Raw genomic sequence first — 24,377 nt, 5'->3', positions numbered from 1 at the left:
CGCCCCGACCCGGCTCGGGCGCGGTGACGGCCGCGGCGACGGCCGGGGCCCGCTCGCGGTCCCGGACGCGGATGACCTCGTACTCGGAGAGGTCGACGCTCCGCGTCTCCTTGCGGAACTCGCCGGTCGTGCCCGGCCAGACGGTCGTGTTGCGGCCCTGTGCGTCCAGGTACCAGCTGGTGCAGCCGCCGGTGTTCCAGACGGTCCGCTCCATGCGGGCCTGCACGTTCCGGTTCCACTTGTTGACCGCGGAGGGGCGGGCGGCCAGGGCGGTGCGTCCGCCCAGGACACCGAGCTGGCGCATGTAGTCGGCCATGTAGTTCAGCTGCGACTCGATCATCAGGATCATCGAGCTGTTCCCCAGGCCCGTGTTCGGACCGATGATCGTCATCCAGTTGGGGAAGCCGGCCGCGGTCGCCCCGCGCAGCGACTGCATCCCGTCCTTCCAGGTGTCGGCGAGGGTCCGCCCCTCCACACCCACGACCCGGTCGGCGATCGGCATGTCCGTGACGTGGAAGCCGGTGCCGAAGATGATCGCGTCGACCTCGGTCTCGGTCCCGTCGGCCGCCACCAGGACCGAACCGCGGACCTCCTTCAGCCCGGAGGCCACCACGTCCACGTCGGGCCGGGCCAGCGCCGGGTAGTACTCGTTGGACAGCAGGATCCGCTTGCAGCCGATCCGGTACGAGGGCGTCAACTTGGCCCGCAGCTCCGGGTCCTTGATCGAACGCGCCATGTTGGCCTTCGCCAGCGACTCGACCAGCCCGAGCTGGTTCGGCCGTTTGGTGAACGCGCTGACCTGGAGCTCGCGGATCCCCCACAGCAGTCCGCGGCGCGCGGCGCGGGTGAAGGGCAGCTGGCGGTGCAGCCAGCGCTCGGCCGGGCTGATGGCCCGGTCGGTGCGCGGCATGACCCAGGGCGGGGTGCGCTGGAAGAGCGTGAGGCGCTCCACCTCGGGGGCGATGGCCGGGACGATCTGGATCGCGGAGGCCCCGGTCCCGATCATCGCGACGCGCTTGCCGCGCAGGTCGTAGTCGTGGTCCCAGCGGGCGGAGTGGAAGACCTTGCCCGGGAACCCGGCGAGCCCGGGGATCTCCGGCAGCTTCGGTTCCGAGAGCGGCCCGGTCGCGGACACGACCACGTCGGCGGTGAGCGCGCCCCCCGAGGTCTCGATCTCCCAGCGCAGTTCCTCGGTGTCCCAGCGCATCATCTCGACCTCGTGGTTCAGCCGGATGTGGCGGCGCAGCCCGAAGACGTCGGCGACGTGCTCCAGGTACTCCCGGATGGCGGGCTGCCCGGAGAAGGTCCGCGGCCAGTCCGGGTTGGGCGCGAAGGAGAAGGAGTACAGGTGCGAGGGGACGTCGCACGCGCACCCGGGATAGCTGTTGTCGCGCCAGGTGCCGCCGACGGAGTCGGCCCGCTCCAGGACGACGAAGTCCGTGATCCCCTCGCGCCGCAGCCGTACGGCCGCCCCCAGCCCGCCGAATCCGGATCCGATCACCGCCACTCGTACGTGCTCGCGCCCACGTTCTGCCATGCCGCCCATGCCCGCCGCCTTCCGCTTCCGCAGTCCCAGCCACCACACCGCAACACTGCCAGCAATCACTGGCACAATCGGGAGAGTAGAGCAGCCCCGTACCCATGGGTAGGGGTCACGCCCGGAAAGTTACTGCGGGTACGGCCTAGGCTGCGCGTGTGGCGCACGAAGAGACAGCAGTGACGACGGAGGACGGGCCCGCGATGGCACGCGAATACCGGACCGCGGAACTGGCCGACGCGGCCGGCATACCGGTGCGCACCCTGCGCTTCTACCGCGAGCGCAAGCTGCTCCCGCCGCCCCGCCGCGAAGGCCGGATCGCCTGGTACGACGACCACCACCTGGCCCGCCTGCGCACCATCGCCGCGCTCCTGGAACGCGGCCACACCCTGGGCGGCATCGCCGAACTGACCGCCGCCTTCGAGAACGGCCGCGACGTCGGCCAACTCGGCGAGCTCCTCGGCATGGGCTGGTCCGAGGAGACCCCGGTCCGCCTTACCCCGGAGGCCCTCGCCGACCACTTCGAGGGCGAGGTCACCCCGGAGAACCTCGCGGCCTCCCTCGACCTCGGCTACCTCGCCGTCGACGGCGAGGTCATCGTGCACGTCAGCCGCCGCCTGTTGGACGTCTCCTCGGCACTGGTCCGCGAGGGCGTGCCGCTCGCGGCGGTCCTGGAGACCGGCCGCCGGGTCCGCGAGCACGCGGACGCGATGGCCGCCCTCTTCACCGAGCTCATCTCCACGCACCTGTCCGAGGAGTCCCTGCCCCGCCTACGCCCCCTCGCGAAGAGCGTGGTGGAGGCGGAACTCACCATGGCGATGGACCGCCTGCTGGCCGCGAACCAGACCCCCGACCGGGAACCCGGTCAGGAACCCGCTCGGGAACCCGGTCAGGAACCGAGCGCGTAGGCCACCGACACCGGTGCGTGGTCCGACCAACGCTCCGGGTGCGTCTCGGCCCGCTCCACCCAGGCCTTCACGGCCTTCGCCGCCAGCCCCGGGGTCGCCACCTGGAGGTCGATCCGCCAGCCGGCGTCGTTGTCGAAGGCCCGACCCCGGTAGGACCACCAGGAGTACGGCCCCTCGGTGTCGGGGTGCAGCTCGCGCACGACGTCGACGTAGCCGGCCTCCGCGTACACCTTCCCCAGCCACTCCCGCTCCTCCGGCAGGAAGCCGGCGTTCTTGCGGTTGGTCTTCCAGTTCTTGAGGTCGGCTTCGCGGTGGCAGATGTTCCAGTCGCCGCACACCACGACCTCCCGGCCGTCGGCCGCGGCCCGCACCTTGAGCGCCGCCAGGTAGGTGAGGAACTCGTCCATGAACCGGTACTTCTCGTCCTGCTTCTCGGTCCCCGCCTCACCCGAGGGCAGGTAGAGGCTGGCGACGGTCACGCCCGGCAGGTCGATCTCCAGGTACCGGCCGGCGGCGTCGAACTCGTCGCTCCCGAAGCCGACCCGCACCCGCTCCGGTTCCCGGCGCGTGTACAGCGCGACCCCGGCCCGTCCCTTGGCGGCGGCGGGCGCGAACACCGTGTGCCATCCCTCGGGCTTCCGCACCTCCTCCGGAATCTGCCCTTCCTCGGCCCGTACCTCCTGGAGGCACACGACGTCGGCGTCGGATCCGGCGAGCCACTCCCCGAAGCCCTTCTTGGCGGCGGCGCGGATCCCATTCACATTCACGGAGGTCACAGTGAGCATCCCAGCACCATAGCCGGAGCCTTCCGTACGATGTCCTGATGTCTCACGGGATACACCTGCGCACCGCCGCCTACGACCACCCCGACGCCGTCGAGCTCGACGCCCAGGTCCAGCTCGAATACCAGCAGCGCTACCAGGGCGAGGGCGACGCCACCTTCCTCGACCCCCGCATGTTCCTCCCGCCGAACGGCCTGTACCTGCTGGCCTACGACGCCTCGGACGCCCCCGTGGCCAGCGGGGCCTGGCGCTGCCAGGACCGGAACGAGGAGGGCTACTCGGACGGCGACGCCGAGGTGAAGCGCATGTACGTGATCCCCGAGGCCCGCGGCCTGGGCCTGGCCCGCCGCATCCTGGCCGAGCTGGAGGCCGACGCCCTCGCGGCGGGCCGCCGCCGCATGGTCCTCGAAACCGGTGACCAGCAGCCCGAGGCCATCGCCCTCTACCTCTCCTCGGGCTACACCCTGTCCGAGAAGTTCGGCTACTACCGCTTCCACGAGTCCAGTCGCTGCATGACGAAGACGCTGACCCGCTGACCCGCCGGCCTATCCGGCGGTGGAGCCCTCACCGGGCCGGGTGAGGAAGCGGCCGATCTCGCGGGCCACGATCTCCGGCTCGTCGAGCACGGACAGCACGTACGCGCCCGGCACCTCGGCGTACCGCCCCGCGGGCAGCAGCTCGGCCAGCCGGTGGCCGTGCTCGGGCGGCATCACGCGGTTGTCGGGCGACCACAGGACGAGGACGTCCCCGGTGAATCCGCGCAGCGCCTCGGTGTCGCGGATCAGCTCCCGCTTGTCGAAGGTGCCGCGGCAGTACGCGAGCAGGTCCCGCCCGATGCCCGGGTCGCTCAGCAGGGGCTCGGTCCAACCGCGGACCAGCTCGTCCGGCAGCGGCCGCCTGGCCATCCACCCCAGCAGGAGCGGCAGTCGCCGCAGCGGGCCGACGCGCAGCTGCCTGGCGGCCATCCGCAGGCCGCCCGGCAGGCGGGCGGCCAGGGTCACCATCCTGCCGGGCAGCCCGGGCGGGAAGTTGTCGAACGCCTCGCACGGCAGGATCACCTGCCGTGCGACGCGCCGGTCCCAACCGTGGGCGGTGAGGAACAGCGCCCCGCCCCAGTCGGTGTGCACGAGGGTGACGCCGTCGAGTTCGAGCGCTTCGAGGAAGTCGGCGACCAGCCGGACCTGCCCGCGCAGCGTGAGGTCCGCCCCCGGATTCATCGGCCGGCGATGGGACCCCAGCGGCAGGACGGGCCTCAGGTACCTGAACCCCGTCGGGAGCAACGGCAGTACGCGGTCCCACAACGTGTGGTCCATCAGCAGCCCGTGCAACAGGACGACCGGCGGCCCCGACCCGGACTCCTCGTACTCGATGACCCCGGCCGGTACGACGACTTCCTTCACGACAGCCCCCCGACCGCTCACAACCCCCGACGCACGAGCCCCGACGAACCCGCCGCCCCCACCGCCAACCCATCCTGCCGGCCCCTTGGTCGTCCGGGCGCGGAATGAACGACCGACTGCCGCAAACGCCGAAATCCCGCCCGGTCTTTCGACCGGACGGGATCTCATGACGTTCTCGGGAGCAACCCGCGAACTGTCGTTTGTGGACCTGTGGGGATTTGAACCCCAGACCCCCTCGATGCGAACGAGGTGCGCTACCAGACTGCGCCACAGGCCCTTGCGACGTGTGAAACATTAGCATCCCCTCGCGGGTGCTCCAAAACCGATTCTCCGGAGCGTCCGCGCAGGTCACCGATCACCGATCACTCGTTCGCGGCGCGCGGGCGGTCCTCGCCCTCGTACTGGTCGAAGAGCGGGGTGCGGCCCCGCTCGCGGCCGCGGGGGCGCGGCGTGGTGGCCTGGGCAGCCGGCTCGGAGCGCGACTCGGATCGGGACGCCTGACCCGCTTCGGAAACGGCCGCGGCCTTCACCTCCGGCCTCGGCTCCGACATCGGCTTCGGCACCCCGGGCTGCGCCCGCAGTCGGGGTTCGGTCGGCTCGGCGGTGCTGGAGCGGGTCGCGCTCCAGCCGTCGGGTGCGGCCGGGCCGGTGGCGCGGGGGGCGACGGGGGCCGTCACGTACGTCGGCAACGGGACCGGGACCGGCTCCCAGCTGTCGCCGCGCGCCGGACCGCGCTCACGCTCGCGCTGCTGGTCCACCCACTCGGCGTGGTCGGTCTGCTCGACGAGCGCGCGGCGCCCGGCTTCCTGGGGGGAGACCGGTGGCGCGGGGTCCGGTTCGGCGCCCGCGGCCGCGGGGTCCTCGGCCGCTCGGCGGCGGGGCCGGTTCTCCCGCAGGTTGCGGGCGGCCGCCTCGGCGCGGCGCCGGTCCATGGTGAACTCGTAGCGCCGCCGCTCGTGGACCCGCAGGTGCACGATGTACGCGCTCAGCAGCAGGGCGGGGAGGGCCGGCGCCCACAGGTAGTGGAGCCCGCCGACCGCGGCGACGACCGCTCCGGCGCTGAAGACCAGGAAGAGCAGCGCGGTGGTGCGCCGGCGGCGTGCGAGCACTTGCAGTCGCTGCTGGCGCCGGACCCGTTCGGCCTCGGCGAACCTCGGCTCGGCCCTGGTCGGGGGCACGTCGAAGGCCCGGGCGTCGGCGTCCACGGAATCAACCGTTTCCGTCGCGGCGTCCGGGTCCCCGTGGGGCTGGGGCTCCGCCTGTTCGTCACCGCGCTCACGCAGCCCCTTGGCGTAACGGCGCTCCATTCCCGCCCGGCCGGAAAGCAGCCTGATCGCGGTGGAGAAGCGTTCCGTCGGACGCGCTTCGTTCAGCTCGTCCTGCCTCCGGAGCCACATGGGCACCAAGTAGGCGGCCCAGGCCCCGACGATGACTGCGTAGATGAGGCCGCTGCTGCTCACACCCCACACCGTAGAGGGGCGCGGGCAGGGGGATCAGCCAATTGAGTCGGTGTGTCGCACGATCAGGCTGATATCACGGACTTTTTTTGTGATTCTTCGGATCAGGTTATGGGCGACCCGGTCAAGAATTCGAACGCATTTGCGATAAACGGGTTTCAGGCGATCGTCGGCGGCCTTTCCTGCGGCCTCGTCCGGTGCCACCGGCGCAGCAGTCCCTCCGGGACCTCCTCCACCGTCAGCGCGAAGACCAGGTGGTCCCGCCAGGCGCCGTCGATGTGCAGGTACCGCGGACGAACCCCCTCCGCGCGGAAGCCGAGCTTCTCCACGACCCGGCGGCTGGGACCGTTCTCGGGGCGGATGCACACCTCGATGCGGTGCAGCCCGACCTTTCCGAAGCAGTGGTCCACGGCGAGCGCGACGGCCGTCGGCATCACCCCGCGGCCCGCGACGTCCCGGTCCACCCAGTAGCCCACGTGGGCGGCGCACATCGAGCCCCAGGTGATCCCGGCGACCGTCAACTGGCCGACGAGGCGGCCCTGGTACTCGATGACGAAGGGCAGCATGCGGCCCGCGTTCGCCTCCGCCCGCAGGTGGCGGACCATCTGCCGGTACGTCGGCCGTTGGATGACCGGGCCCCAGGGCGCGGGCGGCGGAATGGTCGCCTCCCACGGCCGCAGCCATTCGCGGTTGCGGCGGTTGACCTCGCGCCAGGCGCGCTGGTCCCGCACCTTTATCGGCCGGAGCGTGACGTCGCCGTCCGTCAGCGCCACCGGCCAGGACGGGCCGTTCAGCTCTGGCTCCCGGGGTCCGCCGGGGGTCTGGGGTGGTCGCCGCCCCGGATCTGGTCGACGGCGTGCGGCAGGATCCGGGCCAGGACGGCGAGGCCGTCCTTCACCCCGCCCGTCGAGCCGGGCAGGTTCACGATGAGGGTGTGGCCGGCGACGCCCGCCAGGCCCCGGGACAGGGCCGCGGTCGGCACCTTGGCGAGGCCCTCGGCGCGGATGGCCTGCGGGATGCCGGGGATCTCGTAGTCCAGTACGCGGGCGGTCGCGTCCGGGGTCCGGTCGGTCGGCGAGATGCCGGTGCCCCCGGTGGTGAGCACGACGTCGTACCCGGCGGCCACGGCCTCGCGCAGCGCCGCCTCGACGGGGTCCCCGTCGGGGACCACGCGCGGGCCGTGCACCTCGAAGCCGAGCTTCTCCAGCGCCTCGGCGAGCAGGGGGCCGCCCTTGTCGGCGTAGACCCCCCGCGAGGCGCGGTTGGAGGCGGTGACCACCAGGGCGCGCGGCGCGGGGGCCGCGTCCGGCGCCGGGGCCGGGGCCGGGGCCGTCCACGCCTCGCCGGTCACCGGCGGTACGTGGCTGTGGACCTCGCCGCCGCGGGGGGCGTTCATCCCCGGCTCCAGTCGCCGGACTTGCCGCCGGTCTTCTCCTCCACCCGGACATCGGTGATGACCGCGCCCTTGTCGACGGCCTTGACCATGTCGATCACGGTGAGCCCGGCGACCGCGACGGCGGTCAGGGCCTCCATCTCGACGCCCGTACGGTCGGTCGTCTTCACGGTGGCGAGGATCTCGACGGCGTCGTCGGCGACCGACAGGTCGACCTTCACCCCGGACACCGCCAGCGGATGGCACAGCGGGATCAGGTCGGGGGTCTTCTTGGCCCCCATGATCCCGGCGATCCGCGCGGTGGCGAGGGCGTCGCCCTTCGGCACGCCCTCACCGCGCAGCAGCTCGATCACCCGGGGGGAGACGAGGACGCGTCCGCTGGCGCGGGCCGTCCGGGTGGTGACGTCCTTCGCCGAGACGTCGACCATCCGGGCAGCGCCGGCCTCGTCGATGTGGGTGAGCCTGCTCTCGGTACTCATGCTGTGCCGCTCCGCTCTGGGCCCCGGGGGGCCTGTGTGGTGCGACACACGCTACCCGCACCTACGGGTGGTCAGCCGAGCAGGATCACTTCCAGCTCGGTGCCGGACTCCACCGAGGTGACGTCCTCCGGTACGACCATCAGGGAGTCGGCGTGGGCCAGCGCGGCGATCAGGTGGGAGCCCGATCCGCCGACCGGGGAGACGGTGCCGGCCTCGGCGTCGTACTTGCCGCGCAGGTACTGCCGGCGGCCGGCCGGGGAGCCGAGGGGTTTGTCGCACGTGAGCACGGCCTTCACGCTCGGCCGGCCGACCACGGACGCGGGCAGGCCCATCAGCGCCCGGATCGCGGGTCGCACGAACAGCTCGAAGGAGACGTACGAGGACACCGGATTGCCGGGCAGCGCCAGGAGCGGGGTGTGGTCGGGGCCGATGGTGCCGAAGCCCTGGGGCTTGCCGGGCTGCATGGCGAGCTTGCGGAAGTCGACGTTCCCCGCCTCGGCGGCGTCGTCGCCGGCGGAGACCGAGGTCAGGGCCTCCTTGACCACGTCGTACGCGCCGACGCTGACCCCGCCCGTGGTGACCAGGAGGTCGGCCCGGATGAGCTGGTCCTCGATGGTCGAGCGCAGGGTGTCCGCGTCGTCCGCGACGGCGCCGACCCGGTAGGCGATGGCTCCGGCGTCCCGCGCGGCCGCGGCCAGCGCGAAGCTGTTGGAGTCGTAGATCGTGCCCGCGGCCAGCGCTTCACCCGGCTGGACCAACTCGCTGCCGGTGGACATGACGACGACCCGGGGTCGCGGCCGGACCCGGACCGTGCCGCGCCCGATGGCGGCCAGCAGGGCGATCTGCGGCGGCCCGAGGACGGTGCCGGTGGCCAGCGCCAGGTCCCCGGCCTGTACGTCGCTGCCGCGGGCCCGGACGTGCGCCCGCGCCTCGGCGGCCCGGTGGACCCGCACCTCGCCGCCCGCGCCCTCGGGCGCGGTGGCGGCGGGGGTCATCCCGGAGGCCGCCCCGCCGCCGGTGCCGCCGTCGGTCCACTCGACCGGTACGACGGCTTCCGCGCCGGGGGGCAGAGGGGCGCCGGTCATGATGCGGGCGGCCTGGCCGGGGCCGACGGTGGGCAGTTCGCCGCTGCCCGCCGCCACGTCCCCGATCACCGTGAGCACCGCGGGGAACTCCTCGCTCGCACCCTGGACGTCGGCCGTGCGGACGGCGTAACCGTCCATGGAGCTGTTGTCGAAGGGCGGGAGGGCGACGGGCACGGTGACGTCCTCGACCAGGACGCAGCCCTGGGCGTCGAGCAGCTGGAGCTCGATGGGCTCCAGCGGCCGGACCGTTGCGAGGATGTCCGCGAGGTGCTCGTCCACGGACCACAGACGCTGGTGGCCGGTGTCCTGCGGTGCGGGACTGCTCAAGGTGCTACATCTCCTCCGTGACGTAACGGTGAAGCCAGGTGCGGAACTCGGGTCCCAGGTCCTCACGCTCGCAGGCGAGTCGGACGATGGCCCGCAGGTAGTCCCCCCGGTCCCCGGTGTCGTAGCGGCGGCCCCGGAAGACCACGCCGTGCACCGGGCCGCCCACGGTCTCGTCGGCGGCCAGCTTCTGCAGGGCGTCGGTGAGCTGGATCTCCCCACCGCGGCCCGGCTCGGTCTCCCGCAGTATGCCGAAGATCGCCGGGTTCAGGACGTACCGTCCGATGACCGCGTAGTTGCTGGGCGCCTCGGAGGCGTCCGGCTTCTCGACGAGGCCGGTCACGCGGACGACGTCCGCGTCGTCGGTCGCCTCGATGGCCGCGCAGCCGTAGAGGTGCACGTTGGCCGGGTCGACCTCCATGAGCGCGATGACGGTGCCGCCGGTGCGCGCGTATACGTCGACCATCTGGCGCAGCAGCGGGTCGCGGGGGTCGATGAGGTCGTCGCCGAGGAGGACGGCGAACGGCTCGTTGCCGACGTGCGGCTCGGCGCAGAGCACGGCGTGACCGAGACCGCGCGGGTCGCCCTGGCGGACGTAGTGCATGGTGGCCAGGTCGCTGGACTCCTGGACCTTCTTCAGTCGGTCGTCGTCGCCCTTGGCGATGAGGGCCGACTCCAGCTCGTAGTTCCGGTCGAAGTGGTCTTCGAGCGCCCGCTTGTTACGTCCTGTGATCATGAGGACGTCGTCCAGGCCGGCCGAGACGGCTTCCTCCACGACGTACTGGATGGCCGGTTTGTCCACGACCGGGAGCATTTCCTTGGGGGTCGCCTTGGTCGCCGGAAGGAACCGAGTGCCGAGGCCCGCAGCCGGAATGACGGCCTTTTTGATCACGGGGTGCAACTGAGTCATGGGCAGAACGATAGTGGCTCTGATCGAACACCCAGCGAGATTACGGTAAATACCTCCCGATATGCCCGAATGAACAAGGGATTGAGACACAACTGTGGTAGAAAATCCGCCCGAAAACGGACCCCGACCGCCCGAGAAGGCATCCCTGCGCCGGGAACTGCTGGCCGCCCGTCGCGCCTTGTCGGACGAAGCGCGGCAGGCCGCGGCCCGCGCGCTCGCCCGTACCGCCCTCGCGCTGCCCGAACTGGCCGACGCCCGCACGGTGGCCGCGTACGTCTCCGTCGGCGGCGAGCCCGGCACCCGTGACCTGCTCGACGCGCTGCGGGCCGCCGGGAAGCGGGTGCTGCTGCCCCTGCTGCTGCCCGACAACGACCTCGACTGGGCGGTGTACGAAGGCCCCGCCGGCCTCGCCGAGGCGGCGCATCCGGGGAGGATGCGACTGCTGGAGCCCGCCGGGCCGCCGGTCGGCCCGGACGCGGTGACCGGGGCCGACGCCGTCCTGCTGCCCGGACTGGCGGTGGACGGGCGCGGCATGCGGCTCGGGCGCGGGGGCGGTTCGTACGACCGGGTGCTGGCGCGGCTGGAGCGGGCCGGGGCACATCCGGCGCTGGTGGTGCTCCTCTACGACGAAGAGGTGGTCGCGCGGGTCCCGGAGGAACCGCACGACCACCCCGTACAGGCGGTCGCCACCCCGTCGGGGGTGGTGCGCTTCGGCTAGCTAGTTCGAGCCGGCCGGCTTCAACGTGAGGGTGTGGACCGTCGCCTTGTCGACGGCCGCCTTCCCGAAGGGCCAGTCCAGCAGCTCGCCCTTGGCCCAGAGGTTCGTCTGGTCCGTGTAGTTGTCGTGGTACGCGTGCCCCGAGGCGCCGGTCAGGTTGATCCAGCGGGACTTGTCCAGGTCGTTGAGGTTCACGACCATGCGCATCGACGGGACCCAGGTGACCCCGTACCCGCCGGAGGCGTTCCAGCCGGTCGCGTTGACGGTGGCCTCGCCGCCGCCCAGGTTCCACGGGCCGCGGTTGAGGAGCCACTGCATGAAGCCGGGGCCCTCGGTGCCGATGGTCTGGTTCTTGAGCGTCAGCTGGTGCAGGCGGCCCCAGCTCCAGGTGGACTGGTCCTTGCCGAGCTTGGCGGTGAGCTCCCAGCGGGCGTCCTCCATGGCCCGCGCGAACAGCTCGTCGCGGGTGGTGGTCGCCTTGTCCGCGCGGACCGCGGGGCTCTTCCACCACGCCGACTTCTCGTCCTTGACCAGGCGACGGACCACCTCGAACCAACGGTCACCACCGTCGGGCTGGGCCGAGTCGGGGCCTCGGGTGCCGCATTCGCGGACCAGCTCGGCGAGGTCGTCGGCGGGGCCGCTGGTCTCGTCGCGGACGTTCACGCAACTGCCCTCGATGCGCAGTTCCTTGGGCATCTTGTCGCCGAAGGACAGCTTGAGGATGTTGCGCCAGACCGCGTTGAAGTAGGCGGCGGCCGCCGAGTCGGGCTCCTGGGTGTAGTTCCAGCCCTCCAGGAGCTTCTGCGCCGAGCGCACGTCCGGGTCCGAGACCTGGATCTTGGCCAGCATCGGGGTCAGCAGTGCGGCGATCTCACTGCTGTTGTCCATCTGCATGGTGCGCATGTCGTCGGTGGAGATCTTGCCGCTGTCCTTGATCTTCGCCTCGATGAGGTCGTTGATCCGCTGACTGCGGGCGCCGTAGCCCCAGTCGGTGGTCAGCAGGTACGGGTACTTGCCCGCGCCGGTGCCGCTCTCGGTGACCGCCTGGTTGGCGGTGACGACGTAGCCGCGCGCCGGGTTGAGCTCCCACGGCATCTCGTTCTGCGGGATGTAGCCCGCGTTGCCGCTCTTCCAGGCGTACTTGGGGTCCCAGCCGGGGGCCGGCAGCCGGCCGTCGCCCTGGGTGCGGATCGGGATGCGACCCGGGGCCTGGTAGCCGATGTTGCCGGTGGCGCCCTTGTTGTCGGCGTAGATCAGGTTCTGGGACGGGACCTCGAAGTCCGCGGCGGCGGCCCGGAAGCCGGGGAAGTCCTTGGCCCGGTTCAGCTTGAAGACCGCGTCCATCGACTTGCCCGGGTCCAGTGCCGTCCAGCGCAGGGCGACGGCGTAGCCGTCGCCCCGGTCGGGCGCGGAACTGGGCACCGGCGCGCGGGAGCCGACCGTGCCGAGTTCGTCGCTGCGGTCCGAGATCAGCGGCCCGTTGTTGGTGGAGCGGACGGTGATCTTCTTGCTGGGGCCGCCGGCGACCTTGATGACCTCGTCGCGGACGGTGAAGGGGAGCGTCTTGTTGTCGTAGACGTAGCCGTCCGGACGGACCTGCTCCAGGTAGAGGTCGGTGACGTCGGCGCCGAGGTTGGTCATGCCCCAGGCGATGTCGGCGTTGTGGCCTATGACCACGCCGGGCATGCCGGAGAAGGTGTAGCCGGCGACGTCGTACTGGCACTGGGGCGAGGTGGCGCGGCAGTGCAGGCCCATCTGGTACCAGACCGAGGGCAGCTGCGGGGAGAGGTGCGGGTCGTTCGCGAGGAGCGGCTTGCCGGTGGTCGTGTGCTTGCCCGAGATGACCCAGGAGTTCGATCCGATGCCGCTGCCGTTGGGGCCGAGGATGGCCGGGATCTCGTCCAGGGTCTTGGCGAGGGAGGTCAGCTGCGTGCGCAGGCCGACGCTCGCGCCCTGGGCGGTGGCGTTGCCGGCGAGGCCGGAGGCGGTGCTGCCGCCCTGGGGCAGTGCCTGCGAGCCGGTGCCCGTGCCGGTTCCCGTGCCCGTCCCGGTTCCGGTGCCCGTGCCGCTACCAGTGCTGCTTCCCGTACCGGAGCCGGTGCCCGTGCCGGATCCCGTACCCGTGCCGGTGCCCGTTCCGGTTCCCGTGCCCTGCGGGGTGTACTTGCCGCCCGCGACCGTGCCGCCCTCGACGATCGGCTTGTTCCGGTCGAAGGGGTACGGCGGGTAGAGCTCGTCGATCTGCGCCTGCGAGAGCTTGTTGGCCATCAGCGAGCGGTCGATCTCGTCCTGCATGTTGCCGCGCAGGTCCCAGGCCATGGCCTTGAGCCAGGCCACCGAGTCCACCGGCGACCACTGCTCCGGCGCGTAGCCCTCGCTCAGCTTGAGGGTGGCGTGCTCGACGGAGAGGTCCTTGCCGGACTTCCCCTTCAGGTACGCGTTGACCCCGTCGGCGTAGGCCTGGAGGTACTTCTTGGTCTCGGGCGAAAGCTTCGTGTCGTACTCGGCCTGTGCGACCTGCCGCCAGCCCAGGGTGCGCAGGAAGGCGTCGGTCTCCACCTGACCGGAGCCGAACATCTCGGAGAGACGGCCGGAGGTCATGTGGCGGCGTACGTCCATCTCCCAGAACCGGTCCTGGGCGTGCACGAAGCCCTGGGCGCGGAAGAGGTCCTCGTCGTTGTCGGCGTAGAGCTGGGGGATCCCGTGCTCGTCGCGCTTCACGTCGACGGTTCCGGTCAGGCCGGGGACCTTCAGGGAGCCGGTCGTCTGCGGGAACGAGGCGCGTACGGTGTCCGCGCTCCAGTACGCGCCGTAGCCGAGGCCCGCCAAGAGCGCCAGGACCATGACGAGCACGAGCAGGCGTGCGCGTCGTCCCTTCTTCTTGACGGAAGGTCCGGATTCGTTGGCGGGCATCGCTGTCCTTAGAGGGGCAGGGTGGTCCTGAGTCTGGGAGCAACCATAGGCGCAGACCCGGGTTCGTTGATCCGCCAGGGGTGGCGGGGAGGCCCGGCCCGACGGGGAAGGGGGGTCGGGGGTGCTGAGGACAAGGCCGATCCGGCGTTTCACAATGTGAGGAGCGCGTCAAGAAAGCGTCAAAGATTAGGTAAGGTAACGAAGTACTTGCCGAATGCGCCCTCGGGAGGAACGATCCGCCGGGCGGCGCCTCCAGGAAGGGCCGCCCACTGACTGTCCACACGCTCAATGAGCTCCTGCTGGTCTGCTCGCTCGTACTGCTCGTCGCCGTGGCGGCGGTGCGCGTCTCGTCGCGCAGCGGACTTCCCAGCCTGCTCATCTACCTCGGCATAGGCGTCGCGATAGGCCAGGACGGCATCGGCAACGTCGTCTTCGACAACGCCGAGCTGACGCAGGTCATCGGCTACGCCGCGCTCGTCGTGATCCTCGCCGAGGGTGGTCTGGGCACCAAGTGGAAAGAGATCAAACCGGCCCTCCCGGCCGCGATCATGCTGTCGCTGGTGGGCGTCGCGATCAGCGTCGGCGTGACGGCGGCCGGGGCGCACTACCTGGTCGGGTTGGAATGGCGGCAGGCGCTGCTGATCGGCGCGGTCGTCTCCTCGACCGACGCCGCGGCCGTCTTCTCGGTCCTGCGCAAGGTCCCGCTGCCGTCCCGGATCACGGGCGTGCTGGAGGCCGAGTCGGGCTTCAACGACGCCCCCGTCGTCATCCTGGTCGTCGCCTTCGCGACGGTCGGACCGGTCGACGACTGGTACGTCCTGCTCGGCAAGATCGCGCTTGAGCTGGCGATCGGCGCCGCCATCGGTCTGACGGTCGGCTTCCTCGGTTCGTACGGGCTGCGGCACGTGGCCCTGCCCGCGTCGGGCCTCTACCCGATCGCGGTCATGGCGATCGCGATCACCGCGTACGCGGCCGGCGCGATGGCGCACGGCTCCGGCTTCCTCGCGGTGTACCTGGCCGCGATGGTGCTCGGCAACGCCAAGCTGCCGCACTGGCCGGCCACCCGGGGGTTCGCGGACGGCCTCGGCTGGATCGCCCAGATCGGCATGTTCGTGCTGCTCGGCCTGCTGGTCACCCCGCACGAGCTGGTCCACGACTTCTGGCCCGCGGTCATCATCGGGCTGGTGCTGACGATGGTGGCGCGGCCCCTGGAGGTCTTCGTCAGCCTGCTGCCCTTCCGGATCCCCTGGCAGGAGCAGGCCCTGATGTCGTGGGCCGGTCTGCGCGGCGCGGTGCCCATCATCCTGGCGACCATCCCGATGGTGTCCGGGATCGAGGGCAGCGAGCGGGTCTTCAACATCGTCTTCGTGCTGGTCGTGGTCTACACCCTGGTGCAGGGCCCGACGCTGCCGTGGCTGGCGCGGAAGCTGGAGCTCGGCGACAGCGACGAGGCCGCCTCGGACCTCGGCATCGAGTCGGCGCCGCTGGAGAAGCTGCGCGGGCACCTGCTGTCGTTCTCGATCCCGCCCGCCTCGCGGATGCACGGCGTGGAGGTCGGCGAGCTGCGGTTGCCCGCGGGGGCCTCCGTGACGCTGGTGGTCCGGGACGCGAAGAGCTTCGTACCGGCGCCGTCGACCGTGCTGCGGCGCGGGGACGACCTGCTGGTAGTGGCCACCGACCCGGTGCGGGACGCGGCGGAGGCGCGACTGCGCGCCGTGGCTCGCGGCGGCAAGCTGGCGGGGTGGCTCGGGACCGGTGGCGCGACGTCACTCTAGGTGGCGGAGGGTGTCCGGAGCCGGGGCTCATGTGAACGTTTTCCGTTAGAGCGACGTTCTAATTCGGCCGATTTCAGTGGCGTGTGACCCCCCTTGCCCCTATATCGGAGGCCAAGGAATGCGAAGTTCCGGTTAATCGCAGGTGAAGTCACGCCTTGTCACCGTAATCACAGGGCGTGCTAGCACATTCGCCTGTATGATGAAGGCACACCAGATCGAACCAACTCTGCCTGACGCAGAGCTGGCGCGACCGCAAAGCGGCCGTGGCACCCTCCCGCAGTGGGCGCCCAGGTATCACTCGGTTCTGCGCAAGAGGACAGCTCTCGGGGCTCCCACATGTACGGGTGCGGCCGCTCACAAAGCGGCGCATCGTCCGCAGACGGGGAGTTCTACCAGGCAGCGGAAAGGCCAGGCCGTGACATCCGCGGTCACGACCGACAAGTCCGCCCGCCCCGGCTACGGGCAGCTGCTGCGCACGCCCGGCGCCCTCTCCTTCGTCCTCCCCGGCTTCGCCGCCCGGCTGCCGTTCGGCATGCTGACCATCAGCATCCTGCTGCTCGTCCAGCACTCCACGGGCTCCTACGGCGACGCCGGCATCGTCGCCGCCGTCACCGGCGTCTCCATGGCCCTGTTCGCCCCGGTCATGGGCAAGCTCACCGACCGTCGCGGCCAGAGCGCCGTCCTGGTCCCGGCCGTGCTCGTGCACGCCGCCGCCGTGAGCGCGCTGACGGCGCTCGCCCTGATCGGCACCCCGCTGTGGGTGCTCGCGCTGGCCGCCGTCCCGGCCGGCGCCTCCGTCCCGCAGGTCGGACCCATGGTCCGGTCGCGCTGGGCGGCCAAGCTGGAGGGCTCCCCGCTGCTGCCGACCGCGGCCGCGTTCGAGTCCGTCACCGACGAGTTCACCTTCGTCGTCGGCCCGGTGCTCGCCACCGCGCTGTGCACGGGCGTCCACCCGGCGGCCGGTCTGGCCACCGAGGCGGCCCTGACCCTGCTCGGCGGCCTGTTCTTCGCCGCGCAGCGCTCCACCGAGCCGAAGGCGTCCCCCGCCCTCGCGAACGGCGAGAAGCACGCCTCCGCCCTGTCCTTCCCGGGTCTGCGCGTCCTGATCGTCGCGTTCATCGGCATCGGCGCCGTCTTCGGCGGCATGCAGGTCTCCCTCGCCGCCTTCTCCAACGAGATCGGCAACCCCGGCGCGAACGGCATGCTCTACGGCGTCTTCGCCGCGGGCAACATGATCGCCGGCATCGCGATGGGCGCCATCGCCTGGAAGATCGGCCCGCGCCGCCGCCTGATCCTGGGCTACGTCGGCCTGACCGCCGCCGCCTCGGTCCTGTGGGCCGCCAACTCGGTGGTCCTGCTGGGCGCGCTCGGCCTGGTCGTCGGCCTCTGCATCGCCCCGGCGCTGATCACCGGCTACACCATGATCGAGCAGCTGATCCCGGCCGCCTCGCGCACCGAGGCCTTCACCTGGCTGACCGGCGCGGTCGCGTTCGGCCAGGCCGGCGCCGTGACCCTGGCCGGCCGCCTGACGGACGCGCACGGGTCCTCGTACGGCTTCCTCGTGCCGCTCGTGGCCACCGTCGTCGCGCTCGCCACGCTGCTGGCGCTGCGCTCGAAGCTGGCGCCGACGGCCCCGAGCCGGATCGTGAACTCGTCCTCGACGGGCACCACGAGCGCCCCCGCGGCCACCGCGCCGGCCACCCGTAATCGGGTGAACGAGCGTGGGATCGGTCACCGCACGCCGGTGACGGTGGACTGATCCGCCGGAATACGTCACCATGGAGCGTCGTTAGCACTCATTGAGTCAGAGTGCCAGGAGGAAATTCGTGCCGACCTACCAGTACCAGTGCACCGAGTGCGGTGAGGGCCTTGAGGCCGTGCAGAAGTTCACCGATGACGCACTGACCGTGTGCCCGAGCTGTGACGGACGCCTGAAGAAGGTGTTCTCCGCGGTCGGCATCGTGTTCAAGGGATCCGGTTTCTACCGGAACGACAGCCGTGGCGCCTCGTCGAGCAGCACGCCTGCCTCGAAGCCGGCGACGACGACGTCGACCCCTGCCGCCACCCCCGCGGCCTCGTCCTCCTCGACGTCGACAGGCTCGGGCAGCAGCAGCTCCACGTCTGCCGCCTGACCTCGTACGTTTTCCGTAAGGCCCCGTCGCCCCTGTGGCCGGCGGGGCCTTGCGCGTACCCGGTTAGGGTGACGCCATGGCGAATGCAGAGATCGGTGTAATCGGCGGATCGGGCTTCTACTCCTTCCTTGAGGACGTCTCCGAGATCCGGGTGGAGACCCCGTACGGCCCCCCGAGCGACTCCCTCCACCTGGGCGAGCTGGGCGGCCGCCGGGTGGCGTTCCTGCCCCGGCACGGGCGCAGCCACACCGTGCCCCCGCACAAGATCAACTATCGGGCCAACCTGTGGGCGCTCCGCTCGGTCGGCGTCCGCCAGGTGCTGGGCCCCTGCGCGGTGGGCGGCCTGCGGACGGAGTACGGGCCGGGCACGCTGCTCGTCCCCGACCAGCTGGTTGACCGCACGAAGTCCCGCGCCCAGACCTTCTTCGACGGGGAACCGCTGCCCGACGGCACCGTCCCCAACGTCGTGCACACCACCTTCGCCGACCCGTACTGCCCCGTCGGGCGCTCCGTCGCGCTGGCCGCGGCGCGGGGGCGGGACTGGGAGCCGGTGGACGGCGGCACCATGGTCGTCGTCGAGGGGCCCCGCTTCTCCACCCGCGCCGAATCCCGCTGGCACGCGGCGGCGGGCTGGTCGGTGGTCGGCATGACCGGGCACCCCGAGGCGGTCCTCGCGCGCGAGCTGGGGCTCTGCTACACCTCGATGGCGCTGGTCACGGACCTGGACGCGGGCGCCGAGACGGGCGAGGGCGTGTCCCACACCGAGGTCCTGCGGGTGTTCGGCGAGAACGTCGGCCGCCTGCGCGAGGTCCTCTTCGACGCGGTGGCGGCGCTGCCGGAGACGAAGTCCCGGGACTGCCTGTGCACCCACGCCCACGACGGCTGGGACCTGGGCATCGAACTGCCGTAGCCGGTCGGGGAGGGAGCGCGGGTCGGGTGCGGGCCGGCTCCGGTGGGGGCTCCGCGGCCTGCGGCGAAGGAATTTCGCGGGAGGTGTCACGTTCCGCGCGGGCCGTTTGTCTCCATGGTGAACGGGCGGGCGACAACCCGCCCCCGACCGGAAGAGGCCGATCATGCCGCGCATCTCGCTCACCCCGCCGCGCACCCTCCTCATGCGGATCGCCACCTGGTACTCGCGCCGTACCTACGGCAAGGTGCTGGAGCCCGGTCTGGCGTACGGGCACAACCCTCGGGTGATGCTCACGTACGTCCGGCTCGAACAGCGGGCGGCGAAGTGGAACAAGCTCGACGCCGGCTTGAAGCACCTCGCGGTGATGGCCGCCGCCTCGCGGGTCAACTGCTCGTGGTGCATGGACTTCGGCTACTGGGAGGGCAACAAGCTGGGCCTGGCGGCGGCGAAGATCGAGCGGGTGCCGCGGTGGCGGGAGGCCCGCGAGGTGTTCACGGCGACCGAGCTGCTCGTCATGGAGTACGCCGAGGCCATGACCGACACCGAGCCGACGGTGACCGACGAGCTGGCGGCGCGGCTGATCGCCCTGCTGGGCGAGGAGGCGTTCGTCGAACTCACCGCCATGGTCGCCCTGGAGAACTTCCGCTCGCGCGTGAACAGCGCTTTCGGCCTGACCGGCCAGGGGTTCGCCGAGGCCTGCGCGGTGAAGCCGGCGGCCACGGCGTGAAGGTGGCCCGGAGCACCCACCCGTGCGGGTGACGGAGTTGTCCACACCCTGGGGACCGTCCACAGGGCGGAGCGGGATCGGGTGGCGGGGCGGATCGTGAGGGGTGTTCGGGCGTCCGCCCGGACACCGGACCGATCAGTTCGGCGGTGCTCACCATGTCCAGGAACACTCCCCCGGCCCTTCGCGGCTCGCTCCCGACCTCCTTCTCGCCCTCCCCGTCGGCGGGTTCGCCCGCCTCTGCGGGATCCGCTGCTCCTTCGTCGCCTGCTTCCGCGTGTCCCAGCGCTTCCGCTTGTCCGCCTGCTTGCGCGTGTCCCACCGCTTCCGCGTGGCCTCCCGCTTCCGCGTGTCCCAGCGCTTCCGCGTGGCCTCCCGCTTCCGCGTGTCCTCCCGCGCGCCCCGTTCCGCTCTTTCCCCCGCTGCGCGTGGGGCGGGGCGGGGGCCGGCTGCGCCGCGCGGTGCGGCGTCGGAGGCGTGCGGCGTCTGCCGGGTTGGCCGTCACGGCTGCCGCGCTGGTCGTCGGCGGTACGGAGGCCCGGGCCGCGCGGAGTTCGCCGCCGCCCGAGGTGAAACCGCCGCCGGCGGTGGTGCGCATGGTGTCGGCTCCGGTGCGCATCGCGGACGCCGCGACGGTGGGACTGCTGCGTCCCGGGGACCGGGTGGACGTGGTGGCGGCGGAGCGCACGGGGCCGCCCCGGGTGGTGGCCGCCGGGGCGCGGGTGGCCGAAGTCCCGCATGCGGACCGGGAGGTCGGGGAAGGCGGGGCGCTGGTGGTCCTGTCGGTACCCCGGGACACCGCGCGGGCCCTCGTCGGTGCGGGCTCGGTGGCGAGGCTGGCGGTGACGCTGTGCTGATCCGCTCCGCCCCGGCTCGTTCGGCGCGGATTCGCACGGGCGAGCAGTCAAGTCACCTCAAGGAGGGCAGCGATTGGACACGCCGGGCCTTGACTGCCGTAGCTTTCGGAACCGTTGGCTCCAAGTTCCGTAGATGCGAAGAAAGGCTCAGTGGTGAGCGAGAAGAAGAAGGAGAGCGTCCTGGCGGGCTTCAAGGCCTTCCTGATGCGCGGCAACGTCGTCGACCTGGCGGTGGCCGTCGTCATCGGCGCCGCGTTCACGAACATCGTGAACTCGCTCGTGAAGGGCATCATCAGCCCGGTCATCGGCGCCATCGGCACGAAGAACCTGGATGTCTACAAGTCCTGCATCAAGAACCCTTGCGGCATCGGCAAGGACGGCCAGCCGACGGGGGTGGAGATCCTCTGGGGTTCGGTCCTGAACGCCACGCTGACCTTCCTGATCACCGCGGCCGTCGTCTACTTCCTGATGGTGCTGCCGATGGCGAAGTACCTCGCCAAGCAGGAAGCGCGCCGCAAGGCCAAGGAAGGCGTGCAGGAGACCATGGAGATCACCGAACTGGAGGTCCTCAAGGAGATCCGGGACGCGCTCGTCGCGCAGCGCGCCGGGAACGGCGGTGGCGCCCCCGGGGCGCCGGGGTCGCGCGACGCCTTCTGACCGCCCGGGCGGATCAGATGTGGTGCGGGGGCTTCTCGTCGAGGAAGCGGGCCAGGTCGGCCGTGCCTCCACCGGCGGGGGCCCGTTCGCCCCAGCCTCGGTCCGTGTCGTCGGAGGACTGCTGGTCCAGCGGGTCGTCGAAGACCAGCCGGGGCTTGGGCTTCGCCGGCGTGGGCTTCGCTTCGGGCTTCGCCGGTCGCGCCTCGGTCTCGGGCTGCGGGGACTGCGGTTCGGAGGCGGGGGCGGTGCTCATGCCTCAAGGGTACGGCCGCCCGGGCGGCGGCCCCGGCTCCTGCGGCAGGCCCCGCCCCCGTCCCCCTCTTCGATGCCGCCCGTGCCCGTACCCGTACGGCCACGGGTCAGCTGGGGGCTTCGGCGCCCTTGCGGGCGTAGAACCACCAGCACACGGCGAGGCAGGTCGCGTAGAACCCGATGAACAGCCACAGGGCGGGCGTGACCGCCATGGCCGCGAACATCGCCGGGATGAAGAAGAAGCCGTACGCGGCGATGGCGGAGGAGAAGCCGGTGACGGCGCCCGCCTCCATCTCGGACTGCCGCATGGCGGCCGCCCGCGCCTCGGGGCCCCGTCCTTCGGCCTGGCGCATGTGCTGGTCCCGGAAGATGACCGGGATCTGCCGGAAGGTGGAGCCGTTGCCCAGCCCGGAGAAGGCGAATGCCACCAGGAAGCCGATGAAGAAGGCCCAGAAGCTGCCCTGGTCGCCGCCGTGCGGAAGCGCGAAGATCACCACGACGAGGGCCGCGGCCATGCCGACGAAGGACAGCATGGTCACCCTGGCGCCGCCCATCCTGTCGGAGAGCCAGCCGCCGGCCCAGCGCATGAGGGCGCCGACGAAGGGGCCGATCCAGGCATAGGTGGTGGCCTGGTAGCCCTGGGACTCGAAATTGTTCTTGATCAGCAGGGGCAGGCCGGCCGCGAACCCGATGAACGAGCCGAAGGTGCCGACGTAGAGCCAGGTCATCAGCCAGTTGTGCTTGCGCTTGAAGATGATCTTCTGCTGGCTGAAGGGGGCCGAGGCCACCCTGAGGTCGTTCATGAGGAACCAGGCGAGCACCGCCATGATCACCAGGAGGGGCACCCAGAGGAAGGCGCCGTTCTGGAGCCAGATGTCGGTGTCGTTCTTCGCGTCGCGCTGCGGGCCACCGGCGGGGGCGCCCAGCACGGCGGCGGTGACCACCAGCGGCGCGACCAGCTGGACCACGCTCACGCCGAGGTTTCCGAGACCTCCGTTGAGGCCGTTGGCACTGCCCTTCTCCCGCTTGGGGAAGAAGAATCCGATGTTCGCCATCGAGGAGGCGAAGTTCGCGCCGCCGATCCCGCAGACGGCCGCGATGAGCGCCAGCTCCCAGTAGGGCGTGCCCGTGTCCTGGAGCGCGAAGCCCAGCCACAGCATCGGGGCGACCAGGATTATCGTGCTGAAGGCGGTGAACTTGCGCTCGCCGAAGATCGGCCCGATGAAGGTGTACAGGATCCGGAAGGTGCCGCCGGTCAGGCCGGGAATGGCGGTCAGCCAGAACAGTTGCGACTTGGAGAAGGCGAAGCCGACGTCGTTCAGCTTGACCACGGTCACCGACCAGACCTGCCAGACCACGAAGCCGAGCATCAGCGCGGGGATCGACACCCACAGGTTCCGCTGGGCGACCTTGCGGCCGGTGGACTGCCAGAATCCGTCGTCCTCGGGCCTCCAGTCCCCGATGGTGGCGCCGGGCTTGTAGGTCTCCGCGCGGTGCGAACGCACCCCGGTCGGAGTGGGCGTGGGTATGGACATGGTCATCGGTCCTTCGGGTCGAGGAGCCACAGACCGATCACGACGAGGAAGGACAGGACCAGGAATCCCGCCCCCCACCACGCCGTGCCGGTGTTCCCCTTCATCCACTCGTTGACGGTGACGGTCAGCGCCCAGAGCTGCCCGATGACGACGGTGAGGGCCAGGGCGAGCCGTGCGTTGAGCTTCGAGGAGCGCTCCGGCTCCTGTTCGGTGCCGGCTCCGGGGCCGGGGCCGGTGTGCCGGATCCGCGGGTCGCCGTAACCGCTGGTGGGGCGGATCTGCGGATACCGCTCGCGCACCGGGCGGTTCAGCCGGGGCTCGGCGCTCCCGGGCCGGTGGGCGGGGCGCGGAGGCAGGGGTTCGTCGCTCACGTCCGTCTGCTCTCGGTCGTGGTGGCACGGTCCGCCGCGGGGCAGCCCAGGCGCTGGGCCATCTCCGGTCGGGACTCGCCGAACTGCCGGCACAGGGCTTCCTGGGACGGCTCTCCCGACCGGGCGGTGGCGACGGCCCAGACACTGCCGTCGGCCTGCTCGGTCATGATGATCCTGGGGAGGGGTCGGGGCGGTGGCCCGGCCGTCACCTCACCGGTGCGGGCGTCGAAGACACCTTCGTGGCAAGGGCAGTACAACTCCCCGTCGGCTCCACGGTCCTCGCGCCAGAGCACACCGCAGGCCAGGTGGGTGCAGACGGCGGAGTAGCCGACGAGGCTGCCGTCGGACAGCCGGACGGCCAGGGCCCGGTCCTCCTCGCCGGGGAAGCGGAAGGCCACGGACTGCCCCGGGGGCAGGTCGTCGGTGACCATCTTGGCCTCGGGCAGGGACTCGCTGTCGCCGTGCCGGTGCAGGATGCCGGCGGCGACACCGACCCCGCCGATGGCCAGGCCGCCGGAGACGGTGGCGACGATCCTCAGGTAGTCGCGGCGGGTGGTGAGGGAGTCGGCGCTGATCCGGTCGCGCAGCAGGTCGGCGGCCGTGTCGCCGTCGGACTCGGGTCCCGGTCCGGGTGAGGGCTGTTGGGTCACGCTCATCGGACATCCACTCCGTTGACCTCGACGACGGGGAGGCCGCCGGGAACGGGCCACTGGACCTTGTCCGCGGGTACGACCATCGCCACGCCGGTGCTGACCACGACGTCTCCGAAGACGAAGGAGTCGGCGACCTGTACGCCGGGGCGTTCGGCCTGGAGTTCTTCGAGGGTTCCGTAGAAGAGCGCCCCGGTCGGGCAGACGGTGGCGCACATGGGGGCCAGGCCGTAGGCGGTGCGGTCGTAGCAGAGGTTGCACTTCATCTGGAGCTTCGCCTGGAGGTCGATCTTGGGAACGCCGAACGGGCAGGCGTTGACGCAGTTGGCGCAGCCGATGCAGCGGGAGGTGTCGGCCTGTTGGACCACTCCGTCGGCGGTGACGAGGATCGCGTCGGCGGGGCAGACCTCGGCGCAGGGCGCGACCGGGTCCTCGCAGTGCATGCAGACGGTCGGGAGGGAGGCCACCGACATGCCGGGGTCGGTGTAGTCCAGGTGGATCATCGACTTGCCGCGGTGCGAATCGCATTCGCGGCAGGCGGAGACGCAGGCCTGGCAGCCGATGCAACGGCCCGGGTCGATGAAGATCGTGCGGCCCATCATGGCGCG

Annotated in this window: 25 protein-coding genes and 1 tRNA gene; 10 read left to right on the top strand and 16 right to left on the bottom strand. The window is 71.3% G+C overall.

The annotated features are described in order from the left end of the window. A partial coding sequence (locus NOD94_RS21665) for an NAD(P)/FAD-dependent oxidoreductase (protein ID WP_281207681.1) occupies positions 1 to 1,537 on the bottom strand: 1,537 nt, incomplete at its 3' end. 203 nt (positions 1,538 to 1,740) lie between these two features. On the opposite strand from NOD94_RS21665, the gene NOD94_RS21660 reads away from it, so the two are divergent. Further along, on the top strand, positions 1,741 to 2,445 hold the full coding sequence (locus NOD94_RS21660) for a MerR family transcriptional regulator (protein WP_281207684.1): 705 nt from the start codon (positions 1,741 to 1,743) through the stop codon (positions 2,443 to 2,445). Here NOD94_RS21660 and NOD94_RS21655 read toward each other — a convergent pair. After that, on the bottom strand, positions 2,427 to 3,230 hold the full coding sequence (locus tag NOD94_RS21655) for an exodeoxyribonuclease III (protein WP_281207680.1): 804 nt from the start codon (positions 3,228 to 3,230) through the stop codon (positions 2,427 to 2,429). The two genes, NOD94_RS21660 and NOD94_RS21655, sit on opposite strands and share 19 nt — an antisense overlap. Before the next feature lie 38 nt (positions 3,231 to 3,268). Between NOD94_RS21655 and NOD94_RS21650 the strand changes: the two genes are divergently transcribed. Continuing rightward, a complete protein-coding gene (locus NOD94_RS21650; RefSeq protein ID WP_281207678.1) occupies positions 3,269 to 3,763 on the top strand; it encodes a GNAT family N-acetyltransferase in 495 nt (164 codons plus the stop codon). Between the two features lie 9 nt (positions 3,764 to 3,772). Here NOD94_RS21650 and NOD94_RS21645 read toward each other — a convergent pair whose 3' ends face one another. The 8 genes from NOD94_RS21645 to galU all read right to left on the bottom strand — a co-directional run bounded on the left by NOD94_RS21645 (position 3,773) and on the right by galU (position 10,275). After that, positions 3,773 to 4,627, bottom strand: coding sequence for an alpha/beta hydrolase (locus tag NOD94_RS21645; RefSeq protein WP_281207677.1), 855 nt, complete (start codon positions 4,625 to 4,627; stop codon positions 3,773 to 3,775). A 203-nt stretch (positions 4,628 to 4,830) separates the two neighbouring features. Next, positions 4,831 to 4,904: transfer RNA gene (locus NOD94_RS21640), tRNA-Ala, on the bottom strand. 85 nt (positions 4,905 to 4,989) lie between these two features. After that, positions 4,990 to 6,087 (bottom strand): hypothetical protein, encoded by a 1,098-nt coding sequence (locus NOD94_RS21635; protein WP_281207676.1) that lies wholly within the window; start codon positions 6,085 to 6,087, stop codon positions 4,990 to 4,992. 155 nt (positions 6,088 to 6,242) lie between these two features. After that, positions 6,243 to 6,857: a GNAT family protein gene (locus NOD94_RS21630; RefSeq protein ID WP_281207675.1), complete on the bottom strand. Its 615-nt coding sequence runs from the start codon at positions 6,855 to 6,857 to the stop codon at positions 6,243 to 6,245. Between the two features lie 17 nt (positions 6,858 to 6,874). Continuing rightward, positions 6,875 to 7,480, bottom strand: a complete 606-nt coding sequence (locus tag NOD94_RS21625; RefSeq protein ID WP_281207674.1) for a MogA/MoaB family molybdenum cofactor biosynthesis protein — start codon at positions 7,478 to 7,480, stop codon at positions 6,875 to 6,877. Next, complete coding sequence (moaC, locus tag NOD94_RS21620) at positions 7,477 to 7,956, bottom strand: cyclic pyranopterin monophosphate synthase MoaC (RefSeq protein WP_281207673.1); 480 nt, start codon at positions 7,954 to 7,956, stop codon at positions 7,477 to 7,479. The genes NOD94_RS21625 and moaC overlap by 4 nt, the downstream gene beginning before the upstream one ends. 71 nt (positions 7,957 to 8,027) lie before the next feature. After that, positions 8,028 to 9,368 carry a gephyrin-like molybdotransferase Glp gene (gene glp / locus NOD94_RS21615; RefSeq protein ID WP_281207672.1) on the bottom strand — a complete coding sequence of 447 codons (1,341 nt, stop codon included), beginning with the start codon at positions 9,366 to 9,368 and terminating at the stop codon, positions 8,028 to 8,030. 4 nt (positions 9,369 to 9,372) lie between these two features. Beyond that, positions 9,373 to 10,275, bottom strand: coding sequence for a UTP--glucose-1-phosphate uridylyltransferase GalU (gene galU, locus NOD94_RS21610; RefSeq protein WP_281207671.1), 903 nt, complete (start codon positions 10,273 to 10,275; stop codon positions 9,373 to 9,375). A 94-nt stretch (positions 10,276 to 10,369) separates the two neighbouring features. On the opposite strand from galU, the gene NOD94_RS21605 reads away from it, so the two are divergent. Further along, positions 10,370 to 10,993, top strand: a complete 624-nt coding sequence (locus NOD94_RS21605) for a 5-formyltetrahydrofolate cyclo-ligase (RefSeq protein WP_281207670.1) — start codon at positions 10,370 to 10,372, stop codon at positions 10,991 to 10,993. Here the strand turns inward: NOD94_RS21605 and NOD94_RS21600 are convergent, their stop codons facing one another. Next, a complete protein-coding gene (locus tag NOD94_RS21600; RefSeq protein WP_281207669.1) occupies positions 10,994 to 13,906 on the bottom strand; it encodes a penicillin acylase family protein in 2,913 nt (970 codons plus the stop codon). Between the two features lie 296 nt (positions 13,907 to 14,202). On the opposite strand from NOD94_RS21600, the gene NOD94_RS21595 reads away from it, so the two are divergent. The 7 genes from NOD94_RS21595 (at position 14,203) to mscL (ending at position 20,961) form a co-directional block, all read left to right on the top strand. Further along, positions 14,203 to 15,681 (top strand): potassium/proton antiporter, encoded by a 1,479-nt coding sequence (locus tag NOD94_RS21595; protein ID WP_281207683.1) that lies wholly within the window; start codon positions 14,203 to 14,205, stop codon positions 15,679 to 15,681. A 415-nt stretch (positions 15,682 to 16,096) separates the two neighbouring features. Beyond that, entirely contained in the window at positions 16,097 to 17,440 is a 1,344-nt protein-coding gene (locus NOD94_RS21590; protein WP_281207668.1) for an MFS transporter, read from the top strand. 67 nt (positions 17,441 to 17,507) lie between these two features. Next, positions 17,508 to 17,813, top strand: coding sequence for an FmdB family zinc ribbon protein (locus NOD94_RS21585; protein ID WP_281207667.1), 306 nt, complete (start codon positions 17,508 to 17,510; stop codon positions 17,811 to 17,813). 76 nt (positions 17,814 to 17,889) lie between these two features. After that, positions 17,890 to 18,723, top strand: coding sequence for an S-methyl-5'-thioadenosine phosphorylase (locus NOD94_RS21580; protein ID WP_281207666.1), 834 nt, complete (start codon positions 17,890 to 17,892; stop codon positions 18,721 to 18,723). Positions 18,724 to 18,886: 163 nt separating this feature from the next. Beyond that, complete coding sequence (locus NOD94_RS21575; protein WP_281207665.1) at positions 18,887 to 19,450, top strand: carboxymuconolactone decarboxylase family protein; 564 nt, start codon at positions 18,887 to 18,889, stop codon at positions 19,448 to 19,450. Between the two features lie 491 nt (positions 19,451 to 19,941). Then, positions 19,942 to 20,304, top strand: a complete 363-nt coding sequence (locus NOD94_RS41435; protein WP_319195790.1) for a hypothetical protein — start codon at positions 19,942 to 19,944, stop codon at positions 20,302 to 20,304. 150 nt (positions 20,305 to 20,454) lie between these two features. Continuing rightward, the gene (mscL, locus tag NOD94_RS21565; protein WP_281207663.1) at positions 20,455 to 20,961 is read left to right on the top strand and encodes a large conductance mechanosensitive channel protein MscL; all 507 of its coding nucleotides are present in this window, start codon (positions 20,455 to 20,457) and stop codon (positions 20,959 to 20,961) included. A gap of 13 nt (positions 20,962 to 20,974) precedes the next feature. Here mscL and NOD94_RS21560 read toward each other — a convergent pair whose 3' ends face one another. The 5 genes from NOD94_RS21560 to NOD94_RS21540 all read right to left on the bottom strand — a co-directional run bounded on the left by NOD94_RS21560 (position 20,975) and on the right by NOD94_RS21540 (position 24,371). Further along, positions 20,975 to 21,214, bottom strand: coding sequence for a hypothetical protein (locus NOD94_RS21560; protein WP_281207662.1), 240 nt, complete (start codon positions 21,212 to 21,214; stop codon positions 20,975 to 20,977). A 106-nt stretch (positions 21,215 to 21,320) separates the two neighbouring features. Next, positions 21,321 to 22,748 carry a NarK family nitrate/nitrite MFS transporter gene (locus tag NOD94_RS21555; protein ID WP_281207661.1) on the bottom strand — a complete coding sequence of 476 codons (1,428 nt, stop codon included), beginning with the start codon at positions 22,746 to 22,748 and terminating at the stop codon, positions 21,321 to 21,323. 2 nt (positions 22,749 to 22,750) lie between these two features. Beyond that, on the bottom strand, positions 22,751 to 23,119 hold the full coding sequence (locus tag NOD94_RS21550) for a hypothetical protein (protein WP_281207660.1): 369 nt from the start codon (positions 23,117 to 23,119) through the stop codon (positions 22,751 to 22,753). Beyond that, positions 23,116 to 23,775: a Rieske (2Fe-2S) protein gene (locus tag NOD94_RS21545; RefSeq protein WP_281207659.1), complete on the bottom strand. Its 660-nt coding sequence runs from the start codon at positions 23,773 to 23,775 to the stop codon at positions 23,116 to 23,118. The genes NOD94_RS21550 and NOD94_RS21545 overlap by 4 nt, the downstream gene beginning before the upstream one ends. After that, entirely contained in the window at positions 23,772 to 24,371 is a 600-nt protein-coding gene (locus NOD94_RS21540) for a 4Fe-4S dicluster domain-containing protein (protein WP_281207658.1), read from the bottom strand. Before NOD94_RS21540 ends, NOD94_RS21545 begins: the two co-directional genes overlap by 4 nt. Between the last annotated feature and the right edge of the window lie 6 nt (positions 24,372 to 24,377).

This window comes from Streptomyces sp. Isolate_45 (assembly GCF_024721315.2).
Classification (GTDB): domain Bacteria; phylum Actinomycetota; class Actinomycetes; order Streptomycetales; family Streptomycetaceae; genus Streptomyces.
Note: the sequence above shows the minus strand (reverse complement) of the source record. Positions and strands in the feature narration are given on the sequence as shown.

Bases quoted from the DNA above. Each gene is read 5' to 3' on its own strand.
- NOD94_RS21660 (WP_281207684.1), top strand. From the start codon at position 1,741: ATGGCACGCGAATACCGGACCGCGGAACTGGCCGACGCGGCCGGCATA.
- NOD94_RS21655 (WP_281207680.1), bottom strand. From the start codon at position 3,230: ATGCTCACTGTGACCTCCGTGAATGTGAATGGGATCCGCGCCGCCGCC.
- NOD94_RS21650 (WP_281207678.1), top strand. From the start codon at position 3,269: ATGTCTCACGGGATACACCTGCGCACCGCCGCCTACGACCACCCCGAC.
- NOD94_RS21625 (WP_281207674.1), bottom strand. From the start codon at position 7,480: ATGAACGCCCCCCGCGGCGGCGAGGTCCACAGCCACGTACCGCCGGTG.
- moaC (WP_281207673.1), bottom strand. From the start codon at position 7,956: ATGAGTACCGAGAGCAGGCTCACCCACATCGACGAGGCCGGCGCTGCC.
- galU (WP_281207671.1), bottom strand. From the start codon at position 10,275: ATGACTCAGTTGCACCCCGTGATCAAAAAGGCCGTCATTCCGGCTGCG.
- NOD94_RS21600 (WP_281207669.1), bottom strand. From the start codon at position 13,906: ATGCCCGCCAACGAATCCGGACCTTCCGTCAAGAAGAAGGGACGACGC.
- NOD94_RS21580 (WP_281207666.1), top strand. From the start codon at position 17,890: ATGGCGAATGCAGAGATCGGTGTAATCGGCGGATCGGGCTTCTACTCC.
- NOD94_RS21575 (WP_281207665.1), top strand. From the start codon at position 18,887: ATGCCGCGCATCTCGCTCACCCCGCCGCGCACCCTCCTCATGCGGATC.
- NOD94_RS21560 (WP_281207662.1), bottom strand. From the start codon at position 21,214: ATGAGCACCGCCCCCGCCTCCGAACCGCAGTCCCCGCAGCCCGAGACC.
- NOD94_RS21555 (WP_281207661.1), bottom strand. From the start codon at position 22,748: ATGTCCATACCCACGCCCACTCCGACCGGGGTGCGTTCGCACCGCGCG.
- NOD94_RS21545 (WP_281207659.1), bottom strand. From the start codon at position 23,775: ATGAGCGTGACCCAACAGCCCTCACCCGGACCGGGACCCGAGTCCGAC.
- NOD94_RS21540 (WP_281207658.1), bottom strand. From the start codon at position 24,371: ATGATGGGCCGCACGATCTTCATCGACCCGGGCCGTTGCATCGGCTGC.